General features: G+C 41.8%; 24 protein-coding genes. 14 read left to right on the top strand and 10 right to left on the bottom strand.

The features are described from left to right. Positions 1 to 2: 2 nt before the first annotated feature. Entirely contained in the window at positions 3 to 329 is a 327-nt protein-coding gene (locus IPM71_07750) for a nucleotide pyrophosphohydrolase (protein QQS52618.1), read from the bottom strand. 178 nt (positions 330 to 507) lie between these two features. Here IPM71_07750 and IPM71_07745 point away from each other — a divergent pair, with 178 nt between their 5' ends. The 10 genes from IPM71_07745 (at position 508) to IPM71_07700 (ending at position 8848) form a co-directional block, all read left to right on the top strand. Then, on the top strand, positions 508 to 1389 hold the full coding sequence (locus tag IPM71_07745; protein ID QQS52617.1) for a cell division protein FtsX: 882 nt from the start codon (positions 508 to 510) through the stop codon (positions 1387 to 1389). Between the two features lie 3 nt (positions 1390 to 1392). Beyond that, positions 1393 to 1647 carry a DUF3098 domain-containing protein gene (locus IPM71_07740; GenBank protein ID QQS52616.1) on the top strand — a complete coding sequence of 85 codons (255 nt, stop codon included), beginning with the start codon at positions 1393 to 1395 and terminating at the stop codon, positions 1645 to 1647. Positions 1648 to 1701: 54 nt separating this feature from the next. Then, positions 1702 to 2481: an undecaprenyl-diphosphate phosphatase gene (locus IPM71_07735; GenBank protein QQS52615.1), complete on the top strand. Its 780-nt coding sequence runs from the start codon at positions 1702 to 1704 to the stop codon at positions 2479 to 2481. A 4-nt stretch (positions 2482 to 2485) separates the two neighbouring features. Beyond that, positions 2486 to 3190 (top strand): tRNA pseudouridine(55) synthase TruB, encoded by a 705-nt coding sequence (gene truB / locus IPM71_07730; GenBank protein ID QQS52614.1) that lies wholly within the window; start codon positions 2486 to 2488, stop codon positions 3188 to 3190. 62 nt (positions 3191 to 3252) lie between these two features. Next, the gene (queA, locus tag IPM71_07725; protein QQS52613.1) at positions 3253 to 4302 is read left to right on the top strand and encodes a tRNA preQ1(34) S-adenosylmethionine ribosyltransferase-isomerase QueA; all 1050 of its coding nucleotides are present in this window, start codon (positions 3253 to 3255) and stop codon (positions 4300 to 4302) included. A gap of 284 nt (positions 4303 to 4586) precedes the next feature. After that, complete coding sequence (locus IPM71_07720) at positions 4587 to 5189, top strand: hypothetical protein (protein ID QQS52612.1); 603 nt, start codon at positions 4587 to 4589, stop codon at positions 5187 to 5189. A 150-nt stretch (positions 5190 to 5339) separates the two neighbouring features. After that, positions 5340 to 5825 (top strand): RNA polymerase sigma factor, encoded by a 486-nt coding sequence (locus tag IPM71_07715; protein ID QQS52611.1) that lies wholly within the window; start codon positions 5340 to 5342, stop codon positions 5823 to 5825. A 1-nt stretch (position 5826) separates the two neighbouring features. Next, positions 5827 to 6897: a hypothetical protein gene (locus IPM71_07710; GenBank protein ID QQS52610.1), complete on the top strand. Its 1071-nt coding sequence runs from the start codon at positions 5827 to 5829 to the stop codon at positions 6895 to 6897. 92 nt (positions 6898 to 6989) lie between these two features. Then, the gene (locus IPM71_07705) at positions 6990 to 7928 is read left to right on the top strand and encodes an outer membrane beta-barrel protein (protein ID QQS52609.1); all 939 of its coding nucleotides are present in this window, start codon (positions 6990 to 6992) and stop codon (positions 7926 to 7928) included. A gap of 77 nt (positions 7929 to 8005) precedes the next feature. Then, positions 8006 to 8848: a DUF4349 domain-containing protein gene (locus IPM71_07700; protein ID QQS52608.1), complete on the top strand. Its 843-nt coding sequence runs from the start codon at positions 8006 to 8008 to the stop codon at positions 8846 to 8848. Here the strand turns inward: IPM71_07700 and IPM71_07695 are convergent. The 4 genes from IPM71_07695 to IPM71_07680 form a co-directional block, all read right to left on the bottom strand. Then, positions 8841 to 9434 (bottom strand): class I SAM-dependent methyltransferase, encoded by a 594-nt coding sequence (locus tag IPM71_07695; GenBank protein ID QQS52607.1) that lies wholly within the window; start codon positions 9432 to 9434, stop codon positions 8841 to 8843. The two genes, IPM71_07700 and IPM71_07695, sit on opposite strands and share 8 nt — an antisense overlap. Positions 9435 to 9440: 6 nt before the next feature. Further along, positions 9441 to 11774: a T9SS type A sorting domain-containing protein gene (locus tag IPM71_07690; GenBank protein QQS52606.1), complete on the bottom strand. Its 2334-nt coding sequence runs from the start codon at positions 11772 to 11774 to the stop codon at positions 9441 to 9443. 50 nt (positions 11775 to 11824) lie between these two features. Further along, positions 11825 to 12400: an RdgB/HAM1 family non-canonical purine NTP pyrophosphatase gene (rdgB, locus tag IPM71_07685; protein ID QQS52605.1), complete on the bottom strand. Its 576-nt coding sequence runs from the start codon at positions 12398 to 12400 to the stop codon at positions 11825 to 11827. Between the two features lie 80 nt (positions 12401 to 12480). Then, entirely contained in the window at positions 12481 to 13302 is an 822-nt protein-coding gene (locus tag IPM71_07680) for a universal stress protein (protein QQS52604.1), read from the bottom strand. Between the two features lie 282 nt (positions 13303 to 13584). Between IPM71_07680 and IPM71_07675 the strand changes: the two genes are divergently transcribed. After that, positions 13585 to 14607 (top strand): branched-chain amino acid aminotransferase, encoded by a 1023-nt coding sequence (locus tag IPM71_07675; GenBank protein QQS52603.1) that lies wholly within the window; start codon positions 13585 to 13587, stop codon positions 14605 to 14607. Positions 14608 to 14849: 242 nt separating this feature from the next. Here IPM71_07675 and IPM71_07670 read toward each other — a convergent pair whose 3' ends face one another. Then, positions 14850 to 15578, bottom strand: coding sequence for a hypothetical protein (locus tag IPM71_07670; GenBank protein ID QQS52602.1), 729 nt, complete (start codon positions 15576 to 15578; stop codon positions 14850 to 14852). Positions 15579 to 15822: 244 nt separating this feature from the next. Between IPM71_07670 and IPM71_07665 the strand changes: the two genes are divergently transcribed. Both IPM71_07665 and IPM71_07660 read left to right on the top strand, forming a co-directional pair. Then, positions 15823 to 16518, top strand: coding sequence for a TonB family protein (locus IPM71_07665; GenBank protein ID QQS52601.1), 696 nt, complete (start codon positions 15823 to 15825; stop codon positions 16516 to 16518). An 11-nt stretch (positions 16519 to 16529) separates the two neighbouring features. Then, positions 16530 to 17345, top strand: coding sequence for an aminotransferase class IV family protein (locus tag IPM71_07660; GenBank protein QQS52600.1), 816 nt, complete (start codon positions 16530 to 16532; stop codon positions 17343 to 17345). Positions 17346 to 17356: 11 nt separating this feature from the next. On the opposite strand, the gene IPM71_07655 is transcribed toward IPM71_07660, so the two are convergent. After that, entirely contained in the window at positions 17357 to 20269 is a 2913-nt protein-coding gene (locus IPM71_07655) for a hypothetical protein (GenBank protein QQS52599.1), read from the bottom strand. Between the two features lie 143 nt (positions 20270 to 20412). On the opposite strand from IPM71_07655, the gene IPM71_07650 reads away from it, so the two are divergent. Further along, a complete protein-coding gene (locus tag IPM71_07650) occupies positions 20413 to 21216 on the top strand; it encodes a DUF2797 domain-containing protein (protein QQS52598.1) in 804 nt (267 codons plus the stop codon). Between the two features lie 61 nt (positions 21217 to 21277). On the opposite strand, the gene IPM71_07645 is transcribed toward IPM71_07650, so the two are convergent. From IPM71_07645 to IPM71_07635, 3 genes are all read right to left on the bottom strand, one after another. Beyond that, positions 21278 to 21844 carry a DUF2179 domain-containing protein gene (locus IPM71_07645; protein QQS52597.1) on the bottom strand — a complete coding sequence of 189 codons (567 nt, stop codon included), beginning with the start codon at positions 21842 to 21844 and terminating at the stop codon, positions 21278 to 21280. A 69-nt stretch (positions 21845 to 21913) separates the two neighbouring features. Further along, a complete protein-coding gene (locus IPM71_07640; GenBank protein QQS52596.1) occupies positions 21914 to 23317 on the bottom strand; it encodes an MATE family efflux transporter in 1404 nt (467 codons plus the stop codon). A 56-nt stretch (positions 23318 to 23373) separates the two neighbouring features. Then, entirely contained in the window at positions 23374 to 24054 is a 681-nt protein-coding gene (locus tag IPM71_07635) for a hypothetical protein (GenBank protein ID QQS52595.1), read from the bottom strand. Between the last annotated feature and the right edge of the window lie 79 nt (positions 24055 to 24133).

Genomic DNA, 24133 nt, shown 5'->3' with positions numbered 1-24133 from the left:
AATCAATTGAGTTTTTTGTTTTTCAGGTGTCTATCCGAGTCGCGTTGGGTTTTCTTTTCCATGTTCTTTGCAAAAGCTTCGGTAAGGTTTACGCCTGTTTGGTTGGCAAGGCAAAGCAGCACCCACAATACATCGGCCATCTCGTCGGCAATTTTTCCTTCCGGCTCACCTGCTTTAAAAGATTGCTCGCCATAGGTGCGTGCCACCAAACTGGCCAGTTCGCCCACCTCTTCGGTGAGTAGGGCCATGTTGGTAAGCTCGCTGAAATAGCGTACGCCATAGGTTTTTATCCATTTGTCTACTTCAGTTTGGGCTTGCTGTAGGGTCATTGCACAGGTTTTTTAAGATTGATAAAGGTAAAGAATTCTTACTGCTTATTTATAAATCTGACATAATCATATTGGCCGCTATATTTCTTGGTGACAGCCGTATTAACATATTTTAAATACGCAAAAGTCTTGTTGGTATTTATTTCTTTCTATTTTTGTGGCTTATTTTGCATGAGCTATGCCCAAAGGGAACCTGAAAAAATTAGAGAATAGAAGACTACGCAGTTCGTTTATCATTTCCACCATAAGTATATCGTTGTTGCTGTTGCTCCTGGGTGTTGTGGGTGTTTTGTTATTAAATACAAACCGCCTAAGCAATTACGTCAAGGAAAATATCCACTTTAAAGTAATTATCAGCGAACAACTTCGCGAAGCAGAAATCTTCCGCATTCAAAAGGCCCTCGATGCGCGCCCCTATGTAAAAGAAACCAAATACATTACCAAGGAACAGGCAGCTGTGGAGTTGCAGGAAGCTTTAGGAGAGGATTTTCTCACCACACTGGGGTACAATCCACTTCTGCCTACCATCGAAGTGAACTTTTATGCTTCTTATGCCAACAACGATAGTATTGCTGTAATCGAAAACGATTTAAAGGAGTTTGAAGGAATCAAAGAAGTATATTACCAAAAGAACCTGATACAGGCTGTGAACGAGAATGTAAAAAAAATATCCTTGTTTATTCTTTTTTTCAGCGCCTTTCTGTTTCTTATAGCCCTGACACTCATCAACAATACAGTGCGCCTTTCGGTGTATTCTAAACGTTTTCTCATTCGTACCATGCAACTGGTGGGAGCCACTCCGGGGTATATCCGAAAACCATTCCTGCTGGCTGGTTTGTTGCAGGGCTTTGTAAGTGCCCTGGTAGCCATCAGCCTGCTTACGGCAATGATTTATTTTATACAGAAACAAGTAGAAGGCATGGTTAAACTAACCGACCTGAAGCTTTTATTGGCTCTGTACGCCATTGTACTTTTTTTGGGTTTGTTGCTCAATTGGTTCTCGACCTATTTAGCGGTAACGCGCTACATTCATATAAAAACAGATAAACTTTACTCCTGACACATGGCAAAAAAAGTAGAACAAAGCACAACAAAAACCGGCTTCGCTCTGGGCAAAGAAAACTATAAATACCTGCTCATCGGCATGGGAATAATTCTATTGGGTTTCATACTCATGATGGGAGGGGCTTCCGAAGATCCAACAATATTTAATGCCGAAGAAGTTTTTTCATTTCGCCGTATTACCCTTGCGCCCATTGTGGTGCTGAGTGGTTTTATTTTCGTTATTTGGGCAATCATGAAAAAACCAAAAGAATAATAATTCCCGAAATCATTTATCTATTGCCAGACTAACTGGCATAAATACGCATTCATGGATATATTAAAAGCCATTATAATTGCCATCGTAGAAGGCATCACAGAATTTCTGCCGATTTCATCTACCGGGCACATGATTATCACACAAAAATTGCTCAACATCGAAGAGAGCGATTTTGTAAAAATGTTCATTGTGAACATTCAGTTTGGAGCCATTCTCTCGGTAGTGGTCTTATACTGGCGCAGGTTTTTGCAATCGTTTAGTTTTTATCTGAAACTAATTGTTGCTTTCCTGCCTGCTGCAGTGATTGGATTTTTGTTTATCGACCTAATCGACCAATTACTCGAAAGTGTGCTGGTGGTAGCCATATCGCTTGTGGCAGGCGGAGTGGTGCTCTTGTTTGTCGACAATTGGTTTAAAAAACCTGTTCAAAACGAGATTACTTATCCCAAAGCACTTAAAATAGGGTTTTTTCAAGTCATTGCCATGATACCCGGCGTTTCACGATCGGCCGCTACCATCATAGGTGGGCTGAGCCAAAAACTCGACCGTAAAGCGGCCGCAGAATTTTCGTTTTTTCTGGCAGTGCCTACCATGTTTGCGGCCTCGGCATACAAACTTTATAAAAACTATCAATTTATTACCAAAGAAAATATCGATGTCCTGCTCATTGGCAACCTGGTTGCTTTTGTAGTAGCCTTGCTGGCCATAAAGGGGTTTATTACCTATCTTACAAAGCATGGATTTCGAATTTTTGGCTGGTACCGTATAGTGGTAGGGATGATAATTATTCTACTTTTGGCTTTTGGTGTGGATTTAAACATGATGGGCTAACTAAATGATACCCATAATTGATTCCGAATCCATAAGTAGCGGACAAGTTCTTTTATTTGATAAACCTTTTCAATGGACTTCCTTTCAGTTGGTGGGCAAAGTGCGCTGGCTGTTGTGCAGGAAATTTGGCTGGAAGAAGCTGAAAGTTGGTCATGCCGGAACCCTCGACCCCCTGGCAACAGGTCTGATGATTATTTGCACCGGAAAGGCTACCAAACAAATTGCCAACCTTACCGGGTTCGACAAGGAGTATGTGGCCGAAATAAAGTTTGGCGAAACCACTCCTTCTTTCGATCTCGAAACGGAAGTTGATGCCACTTTTGATACGGCAGGAATAAATGCCGAAAAGATAAGAGAGAAGCTGGAAAATTTTATAGGTAACATACAGCAGGTACCACCTATTTTTTCAGCCAAATATGTAAACGGTATTCGCGCCTATTCATTGGCCAGACAAGGTATCGAAGCAGAACTGAAACCATCGGAAGTTACGGTGCATGAGTTTGAATTGCTCGATTACCAGGCTCCGGTTGGAAGGTTTAGAATCCGGTGCAGCAAGGGAACCTATATTCGCTCACTGGCACGCGACCTCGGGCTTGAGCTGGATTCGGGAGCGCACCTTACAGCACTGGTACGCACGGCTGTAGGGGCATACAAGCTTAGTGATGCCATGAAACTGGAAGATTTTGAAAAAAACATAAAATTGTTGTAACCCAGATAGCCTTTTTACGTATAAAGGGCACTTTAATAAAGACCAATAAATAAATATAAAATATGAAGTTATCGCAGTATAAGTACAACCTTCCCGAAGAGCTGATTGCCTTGTATCCAACCCCCAATCGCGATGAGTCGAGGCTCATGGTATTGAACCGTGAAAAAGGAACCATCGAGCATCATGTGTTCAAGGATATTATGAATTATTTTGGCGAGCGCGATGTAATGGTGTTTAACAATACAAAAGTATTCCCGGCACGTCTCTATGGAAATAAAGAAAAAACCGGAGCCGAAATCGAAGTATTTCTTCTGCGCGAACTCAACAAAGAACAAAGACTCTGGGATGTGCTGGTCGATCCGGCCCGCAAAATTAGAATAGGCAATAAGCTCTATTTTGGCGAAGACGATTCGCTGGTAGCCGAGGTAATTGACAATACCACCTCGCGCGGACGTACCTTGCGCTTTTTATTCGATGGCAGTTATGATGAGTTTAAGGCCACCCTTTATGGATTGGGCGAAACTCCGCTTCCTAAATTTATTAAGCGTCAGGTTCAACCCGAAGACAAAGACCGTTATCAAACTGTATTTGCTAAACACGAAGGAGCTGTGGCAGCCCCAACTGCCGGATTGCATTTTAGTCGAGAGTTATTGAAACGCCTCGAGATTAAAGGAGTCAACTTTGCTGAAATAACCCTTCATGTGGGTTTAGGCAATTTCCGTACGGTCGATGTGGAAGACCTCACCAAGCACAAAATGGATTCAGAGCGCATCATTATTCCCGACAGTGCGGTGAAAATTGTGAACCAGGCCAGGGAAGAAAATTGTAAAATCTGCGCCGTTGGCACTACAGTGCTGCGCACCCTTGAAAGCTCTGTTTCTACCCAGGGATTCCTGAAACCATTCGATGGATGGACCAATAAATTCATTTTTCCGCCTTACGAGTTTAGCGTGCCCACCAGCATGATTTCGAATTTTCATTTGCCCCTTTCCACTTTATTGATGACTGTTTCGGCATTTGCCGGTTTCGATTTCCTTTTCGAAGCCTACAAAATTGCCATCAAGGAAAAATACCGTTTTGGCACCTATGGCGATGCCATGCTCATTGTTTAATCAGTGAGACATATTTTTAAAAGTCGAAGACGCCTTAAAATTATTTAGTCGAACTGATCCCGATACCGGAGCTTATCGGGATAAATGAGTTGAATACTGCGATGTATGAATTCCTAGAAGGTGGACTTTTTTAGATGCTTTCGCTGTATGTTGCAGGGAGCTTCTTTTAAAATGCTTAAATGCTTCTAAAAAGCCCGGATTTTTCCGGGTTTTTTTATATATTGTGCAACCCTTGGCCTACTGATTATGTCTTTGCCAATAAGTCTGAACAGCTGTTTGTAGAAATGAAGAAAATATTTACGGCTCTTTTGCTTCTCTTAATTCTATCTGGTATCAAAGCTCAATCTGATACTTTTGAAACCATTGGTAACCCTGATGGCAAAGCTAAAGTACGTGGATTTATGGCACCCCTTATGTGCTTTACCAGAATCGACGACGAGTTTGTTCATATGATGGGTGGTGGAGGTGCCGTGGTAATTAACAATTTCTTTTTTGGCGGTTACGGAATGGGCAAAACCACCCAAACCGAATACAGGGGCAATCCGAATTATTACATGACATATGGCCACGGAGGTCTTTGGATGGGTTATACCTTCAAACCCCACAAAGCCATACATCCCGTGTTGCATACACAAATGGGATGGGGAAAAATAGGCGAAAAGCCTAAAGACCTGAACAGTGAACCCCTTACAAAAACCGGCGACCTGGTGTATGTAATTGTGCCCACACTGGAGTTGGAAATGAATTTTTCATATTTCTTTAAACTTGGTGCCGGAATCAACTACCAATTCTTTTACAATACCGGCGAAATAGTAAGCCCATACACTGCATCAGATTTTGCTTCGCCCGGAGTGTTTGTTTCACTCAAATTCGGATGGTTCCGGTAAGATCCTGCTTATTTTTAGTGTTAAAAGATGCCTATCTGGTATTTTCCCTCTATCAAAAGGAAAAATCCGATAAAAATTTTCCAGCTTAAATTTTATTTGGCTGTAACTTTATTCACTTAAGAGCGTCATAGTATTTGAAATTGCGCGCAAATGACCCTAGCCGAATACAACCTTTGTGTAGAACTCTATGCCGATGGTATCTACAGATTTTTACTGAAGAACCTACGGAACGCTGTGCTTGCAGAAGACATGGTGCAGGATAGTTTCGAAAAGCTCTGGAAGCATTATACCGAAGTAAATTACCAAAAAGCAAAGTCCTACCTTTTTACTACCGCTTATCACACTATGATTGATTCAATCCGAAAAAGCCATCGGAACGAAGAACTTGAAGAGGCTGCTTATGTCTGCGACAAAAGAACCGATTCCTATTCCGATTTAGGGGAAGTGATCCAAAAGGCAGTTGATTTACTTCCTTCCATTCAGCGTTCGGTGGTGCTTTTACGCGACTATGAAGGGTATAACTATCAGGAGATTGAAACCATTACGGGGCTCAACGAAAGCCAGGTGAAGGTGTATATTTACAGGGCCCGTCAGTTTTTGAAGAATTATATTGGTTCGCTTGAAAACGTGATTTAACATGGACATTACACGCGATAATTACGAAAGTTGGGCAGTATCTTACATCGAAGGAACGCTCGATGTAGCCGATGGAGCCATGTTTATGCTCTTTCTGGCTCAGAACCCCGATATTATGGCTGAAATAGAACTTTTGCGAGCCCATTCAGATTCTGTGCCAGATCTTTTATATGCTAAAAACTTTAGATACCTTAAGAAAGATTTTTATTCCATAGCCATTAATGAAATTACCATCGAAGAGTTTTGCATTGCTTACCACGAGGGCGATCTGGATGCAGACACAAAAAAAACACTGGAAGAATTCATCGAAAAAAATCAGGAATACAAGCCAGTTTTTTATTTGTACGAGAAGCTAAAAGTAAAACCAATTAGCGATAGATATAAAAAGAAGAAAGCACTTTACCGTCAGGAGAAATACATCTTGTTAACAAATAAGCGAAGGGCACTTGTTTATTCATTTGCTGCCGCCGCTTCCATTTTGCTCCTGGCCGGTTGGTTTTTTGTTAACCAATCGAGAAATGTGCAGGATGTAACCTGGGGCAATAAACCGGATTTGGCAGAGTCAAATTCTGTAGCCAAGAACATCTCAGAAACTGAAGCAGAGAAGGAGATTAGCATGGATAGTCCGCAAAATAAAGAAATTGCCCAGTCGATGGCTTTGTCAAAAAAAACAATACTTGCTGATAAGATTTCGGAAGAAGTTGTTGATACAACCGGCGAACAGGATGTTTTTATACCTGCGAACCGGATAGAAATTAGCAGAGTGAAAAGCCAAACTCCCATGCAGGAAACAATTTTAATTCCACCTGCAAAAGAGTCTGTAATTGAGCAGGAACAACCAAACCGCCCTCAAATGGCCTGGAGCCTCTTTCAGAAAAAAAGTGCCGAAATACTTGACGAAACCACACAACTATCTGTGAACCAGGTTTTGGAAAAAGGAGTAAACAGCCTTAACCAGCTAACCGAGGCAAACCTTCAGTTCGAATCCGAAACCGACGAAGAGGGCCGAATTATAGCTTTTGCCATATCATCGGAAAGCTTTACAATCAAGCGAAAAGTAAGAAGCAATTGATATTCTATTCAATATTGCTTCAAGAAAAAGATGCCCACCTGTAACATCCCTTCGTTAAGGGCGTCTTACAGAAAAACATTAAACCAGAAGCCATGTACCGTCAAATCGTTCTAATTAGTTTATTTACCTTGTGTTTACTTTTAACAGGGTATGCAAGCGAACCATCTACCGATTCTGCTTCAATCGAAGTATTTCAGGACACTGTTTCTTTTAAGGCAGATACAACTTCAACGTTAGCCGATACCAGCTATTTTACAGTTGGAAAAAAGAATGTAGAAATCATTGAAATTAACGACAGTACCTACGTGAAAATATGGGAAGAAGACGAAGAGAAAGAAGATAATGAGGATGAAGAAGATGGGTTTGACTTTGATACAAAACTTTTCGAAGAATCATCACGGTTCAGAGGTCATTGGGCCGGTTTTGAATTTGGCATGAATAACTACGTTGATGCTAATTTTTCACTGAATCGCTCAACCGAAACCGAATTTATGGACATTAGCACCAATAATTCCTGGAATTTTAACCTCAATTTTATCCAATACAGTTTACCCATTCATAGCTCCTATTTTGGCGCAGTGACCGGTATGGGTATCGAATGGTCTAATTATCATTTTTCGCACTCCAACACCATTGTAAAAAATACACAAACTCAACAAATAGAGCCAAAAAACCTTACCCAGGATTTAAATAAAAACCGTTTTCAGACTACCTACCTCACTGTTCCATTGTTGTTTGAGGTTCAATTTTTCGATGGACCCCGAAAAGATCGTATGTATGTATCGGCTGGAGTAATAGGAGGATTGAAACTGGGCGCCAACACAAAATATACTTATACCGAAAATGGTAACAAGCGAAAAGAAAATTTACGTGGCGATTATTACCTGCGGCCTTTTCGTTATGCTGTTACCGGACGCATTGGCTATAAACTTCTGAAAGTGTACATGAATTACTACCCTGTAAGTTTATTTCTCGACGAGAATGGCCCAGAGCTTTACCCAGTTGCTATGGGATTTTGCATCACTTTCTAAAGGGCTTAAATATTTTCAATGCACCCGTTCTGCATTCTGGAAAAATTGAGTAATTTTTCCAGTACAAACAGAATATTATGAAACTATTTATCAGCTACCTGATTTCTGCAATGGTTTTTGCCTGCAGCTCTCCACACACTAAAAACCTTGCCGAACAAGATATGGCCCTTATGGCAGAGCCTGCTATGGGCAATGAGCAAGCTATAGCCAAGGAATCACCAGCTTCTGACGAGCAGGTTCAAGAACCGGTGCTGAAAATTATCAGGGAGGCCAACATTGGTTTCGAAGTAAAGGATTATTATAAAACCCGCCAGAACCTAGATACAATAATCCGCAAGTACCAGGGCTACCTTGTAAATGAAAGCGAAAGTCATTCCAATGTCCAGCTCTCTAACAATCTTACAATAAGGGTCGAAAGCAAATATTTCGACCAACTTCTAAGCGATATAAGTGCCTTGCCGGGGCGTTTCGAGTATAAAAACATCACAGCCCAGGATGTGACCGAAGAATACATCGATGTGGAAGGTAGGCTAAAAACCAAACGCGAAGCGGAAAAACGTTATTACGAAATACTAAAGCAGGCAAAAACCATTAAAGAAGTGCTGGAAGTGGAAACAGAGTTACGCAAACTTCGTGAAGAGATAGAGTCTGTGGAAGGCAGGTTGCGCTATCTGCAGAATAGAGTCAATTATAGCACGGTATACCTGAATTTTTATCAGAAGTTTGCTTATCAGTACGAACCTGAGTTGCAGAAAAACATTTTTGAAAGGCTAGTAAAAGCCTTGCATACCGGATGGAAAGGTTTAGTGGGCGTATTTGTAGGCCTGTTTTATGTCTGGCCCCTCTTTTTACTTGCAGGACTTGCCTTGCTCTTAATTAAGTATTATCGGAAGAAAAAGAAAAGGAATAAAACTACTTGATACCAGTCAGCCTGATCACATCTGCCTTACCATTATGAAATTCACCTTCGTTTAATTCGAGCTGGTGATAGCTGATTTGTAGCTGTTGTAAGTCCTTAAAATCTTCAGCAAGCTCTTCTTTCGAGTACAAAAAATCGATGTTTTGTGGCCCGCCTGTTTTATTCTGAATTTGACTCTTCGAAAAAGCTTCTAAGATCAGTTTTCCACCTGGTTTAAGGCTTTTAAGCATTTTTTGGTGATAAAGCTGACGATTACCATCTGTAATATGGGCATAAATTAAAGCAAGGCAATCGAACATCGCTTCTGCAGGAATATAATCGGCATAACTAATTACCTGGTAATTAATTGTAACAGAATGGTGATGAGCCAGTTTAAGTGCCTTGTCGTGAGCATTGTTGCTAAAATCGAATGCCCAAACCTTCCAACATTGCCGGGCGGCATGCACTGCATTTCTGCCTTCTCCCTCGCCGGGTAGCAAAAGCTTGCCTGGAGTCAATCCCTGAATCTCTTGTGCAAAAAATTCGTTTGGATTTTCGCCATAGACATATCCATCGAGGCTATACCTGTTGTCCCAGAATGCTTGCATAGGAGCTTAGTGAATAAATACCAGTTTGGTGATGTGGGTTTTACTTCCGTCTTCGGTAGCCAAAAATACAAGGTAAATTCCGGTATTTACTCTATTGCCTGAAAAATTTTTTCCATCCCATGCAGCTTTTCCTCCCAAAGAGTTTGTTTCAAAAACCAGGTTACCCGAAATGTCGGTAATCTTCACTACCGAATTTTCTACCAGACCCGATATAGTAATTTCACCCTCATAATCTGGTCGCACCGGATTAGGGTATACATATACATCGCTGTATTCTTCATTGCCTATTGTTGAAACGCCCATAAATGCTACTAAACCTTTGTTGGTGGAGATAAATACTTCGCCGGTTTTTTGCTGTACATCTACACTTATCACATTGTCTGAAATAATCGGTGAGTTTTCGGAAGTAAACTGATGAATGGTTTTTTTTCCATCCGGCGAAACCAGAAATACACCTGAATTTTCAGTGGCCAGCCATTTTTGGTTGCCACCATCTACAGCGATATCGTTAATTATCTCGTAGTCTAGCAAATAGTCAGCCAGGCCTGTGCCATCGTTGCGTGGTATTTTAATCTGGTTGCCTATGACTTCGGTTTCGTCAAAAAGCTGGTTACTGGAGGAATACACAATTGGACCTTTGTTGGTGCCAACCCATACGTTGCCATCGCGGTCTTCTGCCAAACAATAGCCAGCAGATAGAAACTCTCCATCCTGGTTCTTTATTGTAAAATATTTCTCTCTTTTGTTACCATCGGAAAGTTCCTGAATTACTACAATGCCGTTACGATCGTCGAGCAACCATACCTGGTTGGTTTGGGTTATGATCAGATCACGCCATTTGCTGGCCGACTGAAAAATGGGAGAGACAAGTTGAGGTTGTACCCATTGTTTGTCTTCTCGCAATATAAACACTGGTTGAGGTGTCGATTCCATCACCGTCCATAAATCGCCCTTGTAATTAAAAGCCATGTTCATTATGCGCACACCCAATTCGGCAGGTATTTTATCGGCAAACAAAGGGGTGTTGGTGCGATCGTGCCTTGCTACGACCTTTTCGTCTACAATTTCGAAAAGTGCATAGCGATAAGCGCTTGCATACACATGGTTGATGTTGTTAGGATGAAAGGTAAAGCGGTTGAAATTTCCAATACCTGCCAATTCCTCAGCGTTAGCAGGAGAAAGGGTGAACCAATTTTCGTTGAAAAAATGATAGGCTGCTCCGTTTGCATATGGATAGAAAAAGCCGCCAGAACCTACCCATACATGGTCATCCTTTGCATGCACATAGCCGGTGATATTTCCTAATGGGCCATTGATATATCTCCATTGTTCCTGGGTGCCTCCCCTGAAAATAAGAAAACCTTTGAATGTGGCAGCAGCATATATATTTCCATCGGCATCGTAAACCGCATCGCGGCCCCGGGGCATATCGATCTGATGAACTTTTTGTAAGGAGGAATTGAAAAATGCAGTGATGGAATTGCTTACCACCGCAAGTTTGTCGTTATAGGCCCTCAATTGGTGAATGAGGGTATCGGCAACTGGTGTCCATGGGTTCCAAATCTCATCATGTGTAAACCGGATAACTTTATCGGTATTTTCACCAACAGACTTGTATAGCGCAAAAATCTGGTTATCAAAAGTTTCAATTCGCTTGTACTCCGAATTCGGCTGAGGAATGTTCGCCAAAACTTGCCAATAAGAAAAATCTACAAGGTTTGGAGCATTTAAATCGGCTCTATAGATGCCAATTTTAGTAGCAGCATATAGGTAATTATCGAGCACACTAATATCGTTTACTTCGATAGTGCTTCCGTCTGGGCCAAACATATAACTATCAACCACTTCTTTCTTAATGAGGTCAATTTCTACCACACCAAAGCTACAGGCCAGGTAGGCTCTTGTTCCATACACATAAATCATGTTGATAGACCGGTCTGTTGACATGCGTTTTCGTTTGATATCAGGCATGTTGATCAATCCGGATGAAGTGAGCAGGTCAATGTTTCCGTTCTGATATCCGATGATTAAAACGGCTGCTTCTGAAGAATAAGCCAAAGCTGTTACATTGATATCGGACAAGCCGTTTACTTTTGACAATTTCTCATATTCTCCGCTCGAACGGTGATATACCAGCATGCCGCCATTGGTCATGTTGCAATAAACCTTTTGTGGGGTTACAGCCACACCGGTAGCCTGGTTAAAAGCAAGATGATCGCGCCAGGAGTTGTTAGGTATTTGTGCCTCGGAAACGATACCAGTTAACAAGAATATCCAAAAGAACAAGGCTCTCAACGGCAGGAGGAGAAAGGGAAAGTTTCTGCTGGGGAAAGAATGCATGAGTAAAAATTTAATTATAAGCTAAATACGGCTTTTTCGTTAGAAAATTGTTAGCGTGCATCTAAAAATTGGATAAACTGCTTTAATGCCCTGGCCCGATGCGAAATACTGTTTTTTAGTGAAAGTGGCATTTCGGCAAATGTTTGGCGAAAGCCAAGTGGCAAAAAAATGGGGTCGTAACCGAAGCCCTGGGTGCCGCGTTCGAATTCTATAATTTCCCCTTCCACTTCGCCATTAAAAGTATACACTATACCTTTTTCGACAAGGGCTATTACGGTTCTAAAACGTGCTTTCCGGTTCGAAATACCTTGCATTTCATCGAGCACCATTTTTACATTGTCTGCAAAGGTACAATGCTCGCCTGCATACCTGGCAGAAAAAACACCCGGTCTTCCATCGAGGGCATCAATTTCGAGCCCCGAATCGTCGGCAAAGCAATCGTAGCCGTATTTTGTATAGATGAAAATCGCTTTTTCGATGGCATTCTCCCTTAGGGTATCATGCGTTTCAGGAATTTCTTCTTCAATTTGTAAATCTTGTAGGCTAAGCAGCTCATACTTGTTATGAAGCAGAGTAGCCACTTCTTTCACTTTGTGGGCATTGTTGGTGACAAATAGCAGAGACATAGTGCTGTTTTTTCTGAATTGCTTAAAACAAAACAAGGGCTGTGGAGCCCTTGTTCATTTATTATCGAAGAATGAATTGATTATCCGCCGGCTGTGCTAAAGCTGCCACCTACCTTTGGAGGACGCGGGTTTATACAGATAACCGGAATTTCGTATTTGTTGGCGATAATGTATTGCTCATGCGCACCAAGCATATAGTCTGCAATGCCTATGTCTTTGGTAGTAACAATAAAGATGGCGTCTGTATTTATTTTTTTGGCGTGTTCTACAACCTGGGTGGCAAAATCTTTGTCAGTTTCGGCTTCTTCGATCACAAATTCAACTCCTTTAGACACAAAGTTTTTGGTCAGGAACATGATATTCGACTCGAGACCTTTTACAAAAGCCGGGTCGGTATGTTTTGCCGTGAACATATTTATCTTGGTACTAAAGTAGCGCGAAAAAAAGCTTATCCAGTTGACCGATTCTTTGTTTTCTTTCCTGTAATTAACAGGGAATAGCAGATTTTTGTATTCGAGGTTGGCTGCAGGAGGTCCTTGTACTACAACAAAAGGCACTTTCGAACTCGAAATTACCTTGAGGGCCCAACTACCAAAAAGTTTTTGGGTGCCTTTTATACCATGGGTTCCCATAAATACCATTTTTGCACCATGCTCCTCTGCCGTTTCGGTAATGCTTGTAAAAATGGTTCCGGCAACTACAAGTGCCTCTGGTTTTGGATCGTAATGGTTGTATTTATCGGCAATCACACCATGAAGGCGCTCTTCGGCCGGTTGAATTTCACTGTCTTTTTTTACAATATGCAGCAACACAACCTTTGTACGAATCTTTTTTGCCGCTATTTGGGCATGTAAGAGGGCATTTTCAGAAACTTCTGTAAAATCCCAAGTTACTAGTATCATACTTTTTTCTACCATGTTATCGCTCATTTAATAGCACAAGATAATATTTTATACTTAAATGTGGGTTTAAAAACCTAATTAATAATTAACAGCCATACTAAAACCTATTCTGAACCGCTTGTTTTTCATCCTTAAAAGGAACGATATAATAAGCTCTTTCAGTATAAGTTCAATGTAAAAGATGAAAAGATACTAAAAACATTCAAAGATGACAATAGTTTCTTGTTTAGAATGCGCGAATAACTAAATTTGAAGAGCTCAATGAATTAATTGTTTTAAGCCATGATAAATCTTGACTGGAAGCACCTACCCTTCCAATATACCAAAACCGACTTTAATGTTCGCAGCACCTATTCGGAAGGTTCCTGGGGTGATTTGGAAATCAGCACTTCGGAATACATACAAATTCATATGGCCGCAACCTGCCTGCATTACGGACAAGAGATTTTCGAAGGTCTCAAAGCCTATCGCGGCAAAGATAACAAGGTGCGCATATTTCGTCTCGATGAAAACTGGAAACGCATGCAACGCTCAGCCGAAGGCATTCTAATGCAAGCACCTCCTTATGATTTATTCGAACATGCAGTGCTCACGGCGGTGAAAAAAAATATAGATTTTGTACCGCCCTATGGCACAGGTGCTACCTTATACATCAGACCACTGCTTATAGGCATTGGGTCCGAAGTGGGGGTAAAACCATCGCGGTCTTACATGTTTGTGGTATTTGTTACTCCCGTTGGGTCTTATTTTAAAGATGGGTTTAACCCGGTGGATATCATGATTTGCCGTGATTACGATCGTGCGGCACCGCTTGGAACAGGTTGCTACAAGGTGGGAGGGAACTATGCAGCCAGTTTACTTTCTCTAAAAATAGCCCATGACAGTGGCTATGCCACCAGTCTTTACCTCGATGCTCGTGAGAAAAAGTACATTGATGAGGCAGGCCCTGCCAATTTTTTTGGCATAAAGCAAAATACCTATGTGACTCCTTTATCAAAATCAATATTACCTTCGATTACCAACATGAGCCTGATGACCCTTGCTGAAGATATGGGTATGAAAATAGAACGCAGGCCCATTCCGGTGGAGGAATTGTGGACATTTGACGAAGTAGGAGCCTGTGGTACAGCCGCTGTGATTACTCCTATTCGGAAAATTATTGATCCGGAAACCAATCATATATACTCATACGGAAAGGATAATAAACCCGGAACAGTAAGTACCAGGCTTTATGAGCACCTTACGGCCATACAATTTGGCGATGAGCCAGATGTACACGGATGGCTCAAGTTTGTAGAACCCTGATAAACATAAAATGCATAAAAAAACCGGACTCCTGAAATATTCAATTCAGGGATCCGGTTTATTTTTTTCAGTGTTTATTCGTGAGACTTAAATTTCATGAGTTCACGAAATGAAATTTTATAGTCGAATCCCGATTTAAATCCATCGGGACTGAAAGCGGGTGCGCGGGTAAATACCCCGCCTCTTAAGGCGAATAAAATAAAATCCTTTGCAGATACCCCGTCAACTTGCTGCGGGGAGCTTCATTCGTGAAAAGTACTGATGTTAATTTCCTTCTTAATTTCGGTAATAAAGAGTTTTCGGAGGGTTAAAGCACGTTCGGCGGTTTTGTCTTTGTCGTATATGCGAATTACATTTTGGGGTCCGCAAAAACGGTAAATCACACCGAGGGCAGCATCGAATTCTTTGTTTTTACAATCGAATTTGATTTTTTTTACAATGTATTCGAATCGTTTCCAGTTCAATTCGCCTGAATATTGGAGATAGAATTTTTCACCTTCGTTCAAATCTCGGTAGATACCATTGCTGGTTTCAACCAATTTAAAGGTTTTAAAAATCTTTATCCTGCTTTGCTGGTCGAAGAATTTATAAGCCATCATTTGCAGGGTATTGTTTCTAAGGTATTCCTGAATGCCGGAAAGCTCTGAAATACTAGTTTCTTTCAGACGAATGCAAGGGAGTATGGAATCGTGTGTGATGATTTCACCAAAACTAGGATAGCGGTTCAGTTTTTTATCTTTGAATAAACTACTGTTAATTCGGTTAATTTTTTCGGGCGCATAACGATACCGTAGCACAATAAAGAAGGAACCAAGGCTGCTTCTTTCATTGAAATCTTCACTTTTAATTCCCGGAAAGGGTGTGATATTGTTTAATACCAGCGTGTTGACCAAGGGACCTGTTTCTACCGAACGCAAGTGTTCCATTTTGGTAATGCTCCCGATGGTTTCTATTACCTTATTCTCTTCCATGATATTAATGTTATATTTGTTTGAAAAGGTATTTTTGCATGAACCTTAAAAAGGTTTACTGAGAGGATTGGAAGCTGCAACTCAATTTACAAAATATCGAAGTCATTGTCAATGCTCTGAAAAGGTTCATTTCGATGATTTAACGCATCTATATTATATCGATTTCTGTTCGTTGTGAGCAATATTTTGCTTTATTTTTGGTTGATTCTTTCTAATTTGGCGCATTCTTAATCTCACAGACTACATGCAAGCAGAAAGGCGAAATATTATCACAGGTTTGTTGGGCACCATTGTGTTCCACCTGGCTTTGCTTGTTGTGTTTCTTACTTTTAAAATCGGCGAGGTTAAAAACAAGCACCACGATCTGATTGAGATAGAATTGTCCGAGGAAACCTATAAATCTATCGAGCAGATTATTGAGGAGACGCAGCCTGTGAAAGAAGAGATTGCCCCGCTTACAGAGCAAACTTTGAGCAACATTGCCTCGAATGTAGCCGATAAAATGAACGAAGAAATCAGCACCGAAAAATACATTCAGGAAGTGATGCAGGAAATCGGCACAGAAGATTTGAACCCAAAATTCGAAAATCAATTGCCCGAAGAACCTGCTGTTACTTTTGAGAAAAAGGAGACCAAGCCGAAAGAGGTAAAGACCAATTTTGGACAAACCCGCATTACCTACAATGTGCCTATTAACCGCAAGGCACGTTATATCGACAGGCCTATCTACCGCTGCCAGGGAGGCGGAACAGTGGTGGTGGCCATAGCAGTAAATCCGGCGGGCGATGTCTTGCAGGCTAGTGTTCAAAGCTCATCGACACAGGAAGAATGCATCATGGAAATGGCTGTAGCATCGGCGCAGAATTTTCGTTTCGAGGCCGATAAAACTACCGACAAACGCGTGGATGGAACCATTACCTATGTTTTTGTTTCTCAATAAACTTTTCTGACATGGAACTACCCGGCAAGTGTTTCTATTTCGACAATAATTGGTTTCCGGTTGGCGATTTTGAGCAGATAGTACCCATGCGTGGCAATCATATTTATGAGGTGCTGAGGGTTGTCAATGGCAGGGCGCTTTTTGCCGAAGATCATTTTGCACGCTTTGCCAATTCACTTTATAATCTCCAACTCGAATCACCACTTACCGAAAGGGAAGTAGATGACATTCTAAAGGAACTTATTGCTAAAAATGGATTAAACATTTGCAACCTTCGTTTCGAAGCCATACCGCATGAAGGAAAATTACTTTTTGCCGCTTATTTATATCCTTTTCGTTATCCGCTTCCTACAGCCTATCAACATGGAGTGGCAGTAGGATCTTATGAAGTGGAGCGACCCAACCCGCATGTGAAACAATCGGAAGTGAATGATAAGGTTCGCCAGCAATTGCAAATAATTTTCGAAAGCCAAAAGGTTTTTGAAGTTTTGCTTGTAGATCATTTAGGTAATATTACCGAGGGCAGCCGCACCAATGTATTCTTTGTAAAGGGGAATTGCCTTTACTCTCCACCACGCGGATTATTACTTGAAGGCATTACACGTAAAAAAGTACTTGAAATAGCAGTTGACTTGGATATTAAATATGTTGAACAGAGTATTTCGTTAAGCGATATTAACTTATTCAATGCTTGTTTTTTAACCGGAACTTCTCCTAAAATTTTACCTGCCAATTCTGTCAATGAAGTTCGTTTCGACACCCAAAACGAAATAGTATGGCAATTGATCAATCGCTTTAACCAATTGATTGAAGAGTATTCACGTTAATTAGCAGCAAATTAAAACAAACGACTTTCTTCCTGGTTTCCTCCGAGTGCAAAGGAATAGCGGGTGGAGATGTAAAAATCGAAGCTTGTGGACTGGCTTTCAATGAGGTAACTCAACCTAAGACTTGGAAGAAAGTTCCAGTAAAACCTGAGAAAGTGGGTTTCGAATCCTAGGTCCATACCAACTGAGCTTAGTGTTCCCAGTTTCTGGTTGCGGGTATTTTCGTACTGAAAACGGTCGTAATAGACCAAAGCTTGAACCCGTTTGATGTACACCAGTGGTCCAATGGAGAGGTCTGGGTATGCTACCTGAAAACCATATCCGGCGTTGATCTTAAAGGCTTTATCATATCTTCCGTTAAAAACTGCATAACCCCTCGGTAAGGCCATGCGTTTTCCAAAGCCGTTTTCTAATCCAAACTGAAATTGAAGGGAGTGGTGCCTGAACAAACCTGGCAAATAGACTGTTGCTAAATTTACCGTGCTCTTTCCCCAATATTGCTTTTGAATGGCAGGGGTTAGATGAGAAACAAAATAGTAAAAAGCCCAGCGCGGATATAGGGATTTGTAAGCCATTTTGGTAGAGGCATAGAAGTTAGCCCTGTAATCGAAGCTGGAATATCCCTTGTAATAATAGATCTCTTCACTTGTAAGCCAGGCATTCCCATAATTGCTGGAATCGGCCACATACAAATTCTCATACCGGTGTTTTACGGCAGGAATCAGACCTAAATTGTAGCGCGAAGTGGAGAAATTAAGTGGCACACTGATTTCGGTTAACCACTCCACATGGTTGTGGATGCTTTCCGGAAGATTTGTAATGCTTGCCGAGTTAGTGAGTACATTCGGTGGGCCACCCAGAGTCGATTCGAAACTAATAACGGGGTAGAACATCTGAAAACTGAAGCGGGGTTGCAGATAGTGATAGCCATCTTGAATATAGTAACTTATACTTGAAGTAAGATTGCTTAAACTATTCTGCGAGAATAGTGTAATTCCAGGAAGTATTCTTAATTCCTCGTCAGGCAGATCGGTCAGATTAATGTAGAAGGGCAAAATCCAGCTATGCAGATTGAATAAATGCAAGCCTTTGGGGTAGGGTTTTGAACTGAATTGCTGAAGTGGCAACAAAGTATCTTGGATATTGATTTTTTCTTGTGCTGCCATGGTATCGGCTAATGAGTAAGTGTAGGCTATAATGGCATTAATTGGCTCCCAGATTAGGTTTGGTTTGAGAGCTCTCGGCTGATAGCCACCGGCAGTGTATTCGGAATAAAGTAATTGGCCCGTACCATTTCCAAAGGAAGCATAGTTAGCCCCGATTTTTTCGTCGGTAAGGCGACTGATTTCGCTGGTAGCAGTATCGAGGCTGTAAATATTCGAACGGCCATCGTAACTGTAAGTAAAAACTAAGGCATTGCCTGCCGCAGCAAGTGCTTCGATGTTGTAATAAGCGGGAGCCATCAAGTCTTTCCACAATCCTGTTTGGGTATCGAGTTGCGCTATTCCTTTTCCTTCGGAAGTGAGCACAACCACTGCAATTTTATGGCTATCGAGCCAGACGGGGTAGGACAAATATGTTTCCTGGTCTTTTAAGTATCTTTTAATTAATTTTCCAGTAGATATGTCATAAATTTCTAAATAGTTGTGATTTATGCCATCGTCTTTTATTACACCAATTGTGGTTTCATCGCGACTGATAGTTGGAGAAAAATGCCTTTCTTTCGATTTTAATACATGTGTTTTTCCGTTGTTCTGGTTATAAATTCTTATTACCGAATAATTTTTTTGTTCCCAGCGGGTATCGTATTGAATCTCCTCCCAGGCAATATAGTTGGGGCTACAGGCTATGGTGGAACCTCGAAACGACCCCAGGGTATACAATATTTTTTCTTTTCCGTCCGGGTCAATCTCCACCAGTCTTGCAATATCGTCGATAGAGGTACGCACTGCAATCAGGCTGCCTTTCGAGGTTTGATAAGGGAATTTGTAGCTTGTGAACCGGGACGAATAACTGGTAGGGAACGCAAGCTTATGCTCCGAATGGTTTCCCCGAAGTTCATTTTCTTTTAACCATTCATTTGCCAGCGTTTGTGTGCTTTCGCGGTACAAATCCAGTTTCGAAAGGCCGGTTTCTTTTTTCAACTTAAAATGCAAGGGTGCAATCAGGAAGGGTTTACGGGCTACCTGGTCGATAATTTTTGGCCATAAGCCGTCTGGATATTGCTTACGCGACCAGGCAGTCATAAAATAGCCGTAGTGGTAATAATCTGGTGCATAGGCTTTGTATGTGCCCAGGTAAAATTCGTCGTACCTGATTTTTTTCCCGAGTTGTGTTTCGGCCGCCATCACTTGCTGAATAAATTCAGGATCGCGTCCACGACCGGTATTCGACAAGGCTGTTTCGGTAACCACCGCATCGCCTTCGAGGTACCAAAGCGGTAAAAATCCCGACATAGCACCTGCCACCATTTGGCCACCGAACAGGCTAAGGACTTTGGTAAATCCTTGGTTGAGCTTGTCGATTTGTACCACATGACGGTGTTCATGAAGGGCCAGTTGTTCGAGCCAATTGTGGGCATAGGTATTCTGAGGGCTTGTAGTGATCAGTTCCATTCGTTTGGGCGCCCACACCACAAATCCATTCGAAATTACACTTTGGTTGTATAAAACAATGTCGAGTTTTTTGGGTTTATGGGCAAGACTGTAACCGGTAAAAGGATATACCTGCCGAAGGGTGGATGCATATTTTTGTGCCATTTGTTCTGTTTCGGCAGGGTAAATTAGCCGAAACTGGGGGGTTTGAATCGATTTCCATTTCACAGTAGAAGGGGCGGTGCCTGTAGAATAGAACTGGGCCAATCCTGTACCATTATAAAATGCAAGCAGCAAGACAGCCATCAGGTAAATAAGCCAGCTTTTCATGAAAAAATTGGATGGTTATATCAAATATAGTAATTTAATCAGGCAAAGGACAAGGTCTTAATTTGGAAGAGATTTTCAAATAATTAGAACTCGCATTGATTAGGATTCATCGTGAGGATTATCAATAAAATAGTTCAGATTGAATGATGGAATACACTGGCAACCTTCAGAAAATGCGCACCGAGCCTGGCAAGCCGGTGAACTATTACCTAAGCTTGGGCGACAAGGAAATTTGCATGAATGATTTCCTTGGAAAACCCATTCAACTGAAATATTTAGGTGAAATAAACTGCATTCGGTGTGGACGAAAAACCGCCAAGTCTTTTTCGCAGGGGTATTGCTACCCTTGTTTTATCAGCTCTCCCGAAACGGAAGAATGCGTGTTGCACCCTGAGCTTTGCCGCGCCCACGAAGGCATAGCCCGCGACATGGACTATGCCCAAAGCCATTGCCTGATCGACCAGTTTGTGTATTTGGCCGACACAGGTGACATTAAAGTAGGGGTTACCCGCAGCACACAGTTGCCCACCCGCTGGATAGACCAGGGTGCCACTCAAGCAATGGTGCTTGCACGAACCCCCAATAGGTTTTTAGCGGGGCAAATAGAAGTAGCGTTGAAGCAGTATTTACCAGATAAAACCAACTGGCGAAAGATGTTGCAAGGCTTATCTAAAGCTGAATATTCACTTGCAGAGGTGAAAAGCCAGGTAATAGAAAAACTCGACAGCAGCTTTGAACCCTACCTGGTATGGGAAAATGAACTGATTGAAATAGATTATCCGGTGCTTGACTACCCTCAAAAAGTAGCATCGCTCGACCTGGAGAAATCTCCACAAATAGAAGGGATACTCACAGGCATAAAAGGGCAGTACCTCATGTTCGACCAAAGGAGTGTATTGAATGTGCGCAAATTCGGGGGGTATCGGGTAATGTTTGAACCCATCTAGGTTTTCTCGTTAATTGATAAAAGCAAAGCTAAGTTTTATAAGCTGCCAATATATCCCCTTATCATTTCAACTTCACCTCGCGGCCATACATTTGTTTCTGCGCGAGTAGGTTCTGGCTCACAAATTTCACATCTTCGATGGTATAAAAGGCATTAGGGTTAAATTGCTTTATAATGCCAACAATATCATCCATGTTCTTGCGGTTCACAATCGAATACAATACACCCACTTCTCCCTGGCTGCCTTCGGCTTTAATTGCGGTAACGCTGTAACCATTCGTGCGAAGGCCTTGTATGAGTTGCGAAGCATCTTTGCGGGTAATGATGCGCACAAGTTGTTGTCCGATAGCAATGCGCTCCTCGATTTTCATGCCCACGTACACCCCAATCGAAAAGCCCAGGGGATAAGCCACAAAACTAATCCAATTGTCGAGGTTCGATATAATACGTGTGATGGCTATCAGCCAGATAAACACTTCGAAAAAACCCAATACAGCGGCCAGGGTTTTTAATCCTTTCGAAAGGTAAATAATGCGCAGGGTGCCCATTGACACATCGCAGATACGTGCTGCAATTATTAAAAGTGGAAGCACCAGGTAGTTAAACCAATTGTTGTCTAAAAATTCCATGGTAAAAGCTTTGAACGGAAGTTAGCAAGAAGGTTTTTTATTTCCTAATGCCAAAGTCCTGGTACAAATTTAAACGAGCATTTTCTTCCACCTTCCGCGGGTAAAAATATAAAAGCTGATGAGGCAAAGAATGGTTTCGGCAATAAATACCGACCAGAAAACACCTTTCTCTTCCATGCCGGCTACATTGGCAAGTGTCCATGCCAGAGGAATTTCTATCAGCCAAAAGGCAATGAAATTAAGCCAGGTGGGGGTGTAGGTATCGCCGGCTCCGTTAAAGGCCTGACCTAAAACCATCTGAAAACCATAAAAAATATTGCCAATGCTTATTATGCGTAAACAGTCAACGGCCACCTCAAAGGACCGTGGCGAGGTTTTAAAAATATTGACAAGGTGATGTGGAATGAACAGAAACAAAAGCATTATTACAAACATGTAGCCTACGTTGGCCAGTCCGGTATAATAAACAGCCCTTTCAGCCCTGGCGGGGTTGTTGGCACCCAGGTTCTGGCCTACCAGGGTCGATACGGCATTGCTCAAACCCCAGGCAGGCAATAAGAAAAATATAAACAACCTGATTGCATAGGTATAACCCGCTGTTACTTCATGTTTATATTCACCTAAAATACTGTAAAGGAATATCCAGCTGGTAGTAGCAATAATAAATTGTAACATGCCCCCACCCGATAAAAAAAGTACTTTTTGAATGATCTTCGGTCGTATGATAAAGTATTGCCAGATTAGCTTAATTTTTCCTTCGCCTTTGGCCATAAGGTAGAACTGGTATGCTACGGCAATGCTTCTACCCGTAATAGTGGCTACTGCAGCCCCGGTTACGCCCATTTCGGGGAAGGGACCCCAACCAAAAATAAGTATCGGATCCAGCACCATGTTAATGAGGTTGGCCAGAATAAGCACCCGCATCGAAAGTACCGGATTGCCAGCGCTGCGGAAAATAGCGTTATTAATAAAAAGAAGCATAATCAGCACATTGCTCCCTAGCATGAGCGAAGTATAAGTCTTTCCGTGGGCTACTATTTTGGGTTCGGCATTAAGTAGTTCGAGAATTTTTCCTGGAAAAAGAATGCCAGGAATAGCAATTAAAAAAGACAACATTATTCCGAGCAGTATTGCCTGACCTGCTCCAATGGCAGCATCCTGGTCATGCTTTTCTCCGATGCGTCTGGAAACGAGCGCGGTGGTGCCCATGGCTACACCCATGCCTATGGCATAAATCATGGTCATTACCGATTCGGTAAAACCCACAATAGAGGCAGCCATATCTCCGGTAATTATTTCGTTGTTGATGCGGGAAACAAAAAAGATATCCAGAATGGCAAAAGTCGATTCGAATAGCATTTCCAGTACCATAGGTATGGCCAAAAGAAAAATGGCACGGCTGAGACGTAATTTGGTATAATCTTGTTCACTTCCGCGAATGGCATCGCGGAGGTCGCGCAGGAGGCTATTCATTGTATAGGGATTTGTTCATGAGTGGGGCAGATTGACCTCTAAAAAATTTGTAAAAGTTATAAATGTTTCTGGTGACCATATTCCAAAAAACTAATTTTAACATCGTCGATCTGGCAATATTTCTGCAACAGTTTTTCGCAGTTTTCTATAGCGGATTGTAATTTCTCGGATATTCCAAAATCGAAAAAAACAAAGCTGGTGTGTAATGTTTCAGAGCCAATCATGCTGCGCTCGCTGTCGCTGGTGGGCGAACCGAACACACCAATCTCGTCGCGCAACACTGGCAACCCTTCGATATTAAGCTCCCCACGGCCAATGCCCGTATAGACTTCTTCAGCCCGCCCAATGTCCATAAGAATCGTTCCCTTCAAACTGTTGGTGTTGTACCCACCAATTGAAAAACCGGTTTGAAGCGAAACAAGGTTAAGCACTTCTACCACATTATTAACCTGGTAAAGTCCTAATCCTTTAACAATACGGCGCATAAGCGAATCGGCCGAAGGGCGGTAACGGCTGGGGTCCTTGCCGCATTTTTTATAGGCTAAGCGAGCAGCGGCAATTTCGGGCTGTAGGGTAATCTCTTCCGCTTTTAGAATTTGCTGAATTTGTGCACATTCGGTTTCTATGGTGCGCCATAAATCTGGCGAAGTATTTTCTACCCTGGCAGTAAAATCGATTACGCCCAAGCGCATGGAGACTAATTTTTGGCGAATGGAAGAAGCGAATTGAATGTTCATTCTGAATGTCTTAGGAATAGTTTTATTAAGGATGCAATATACGAAGCATGGCTTTATTCTTTTTATCATTTTATGCCCC

The organism is Bacteroidota bacterium (assembly GCA_016699695.1).
In the GTDB taxonomy this organism is placed as follows: domain Bacteria; phylum Bacteroidota; class Bacteroidia; order Bacteroidales; family UBA10428; genus UBA10428.
This window is presented reverse-complemented; position numbering and strand designations above follow the sequence as displayed.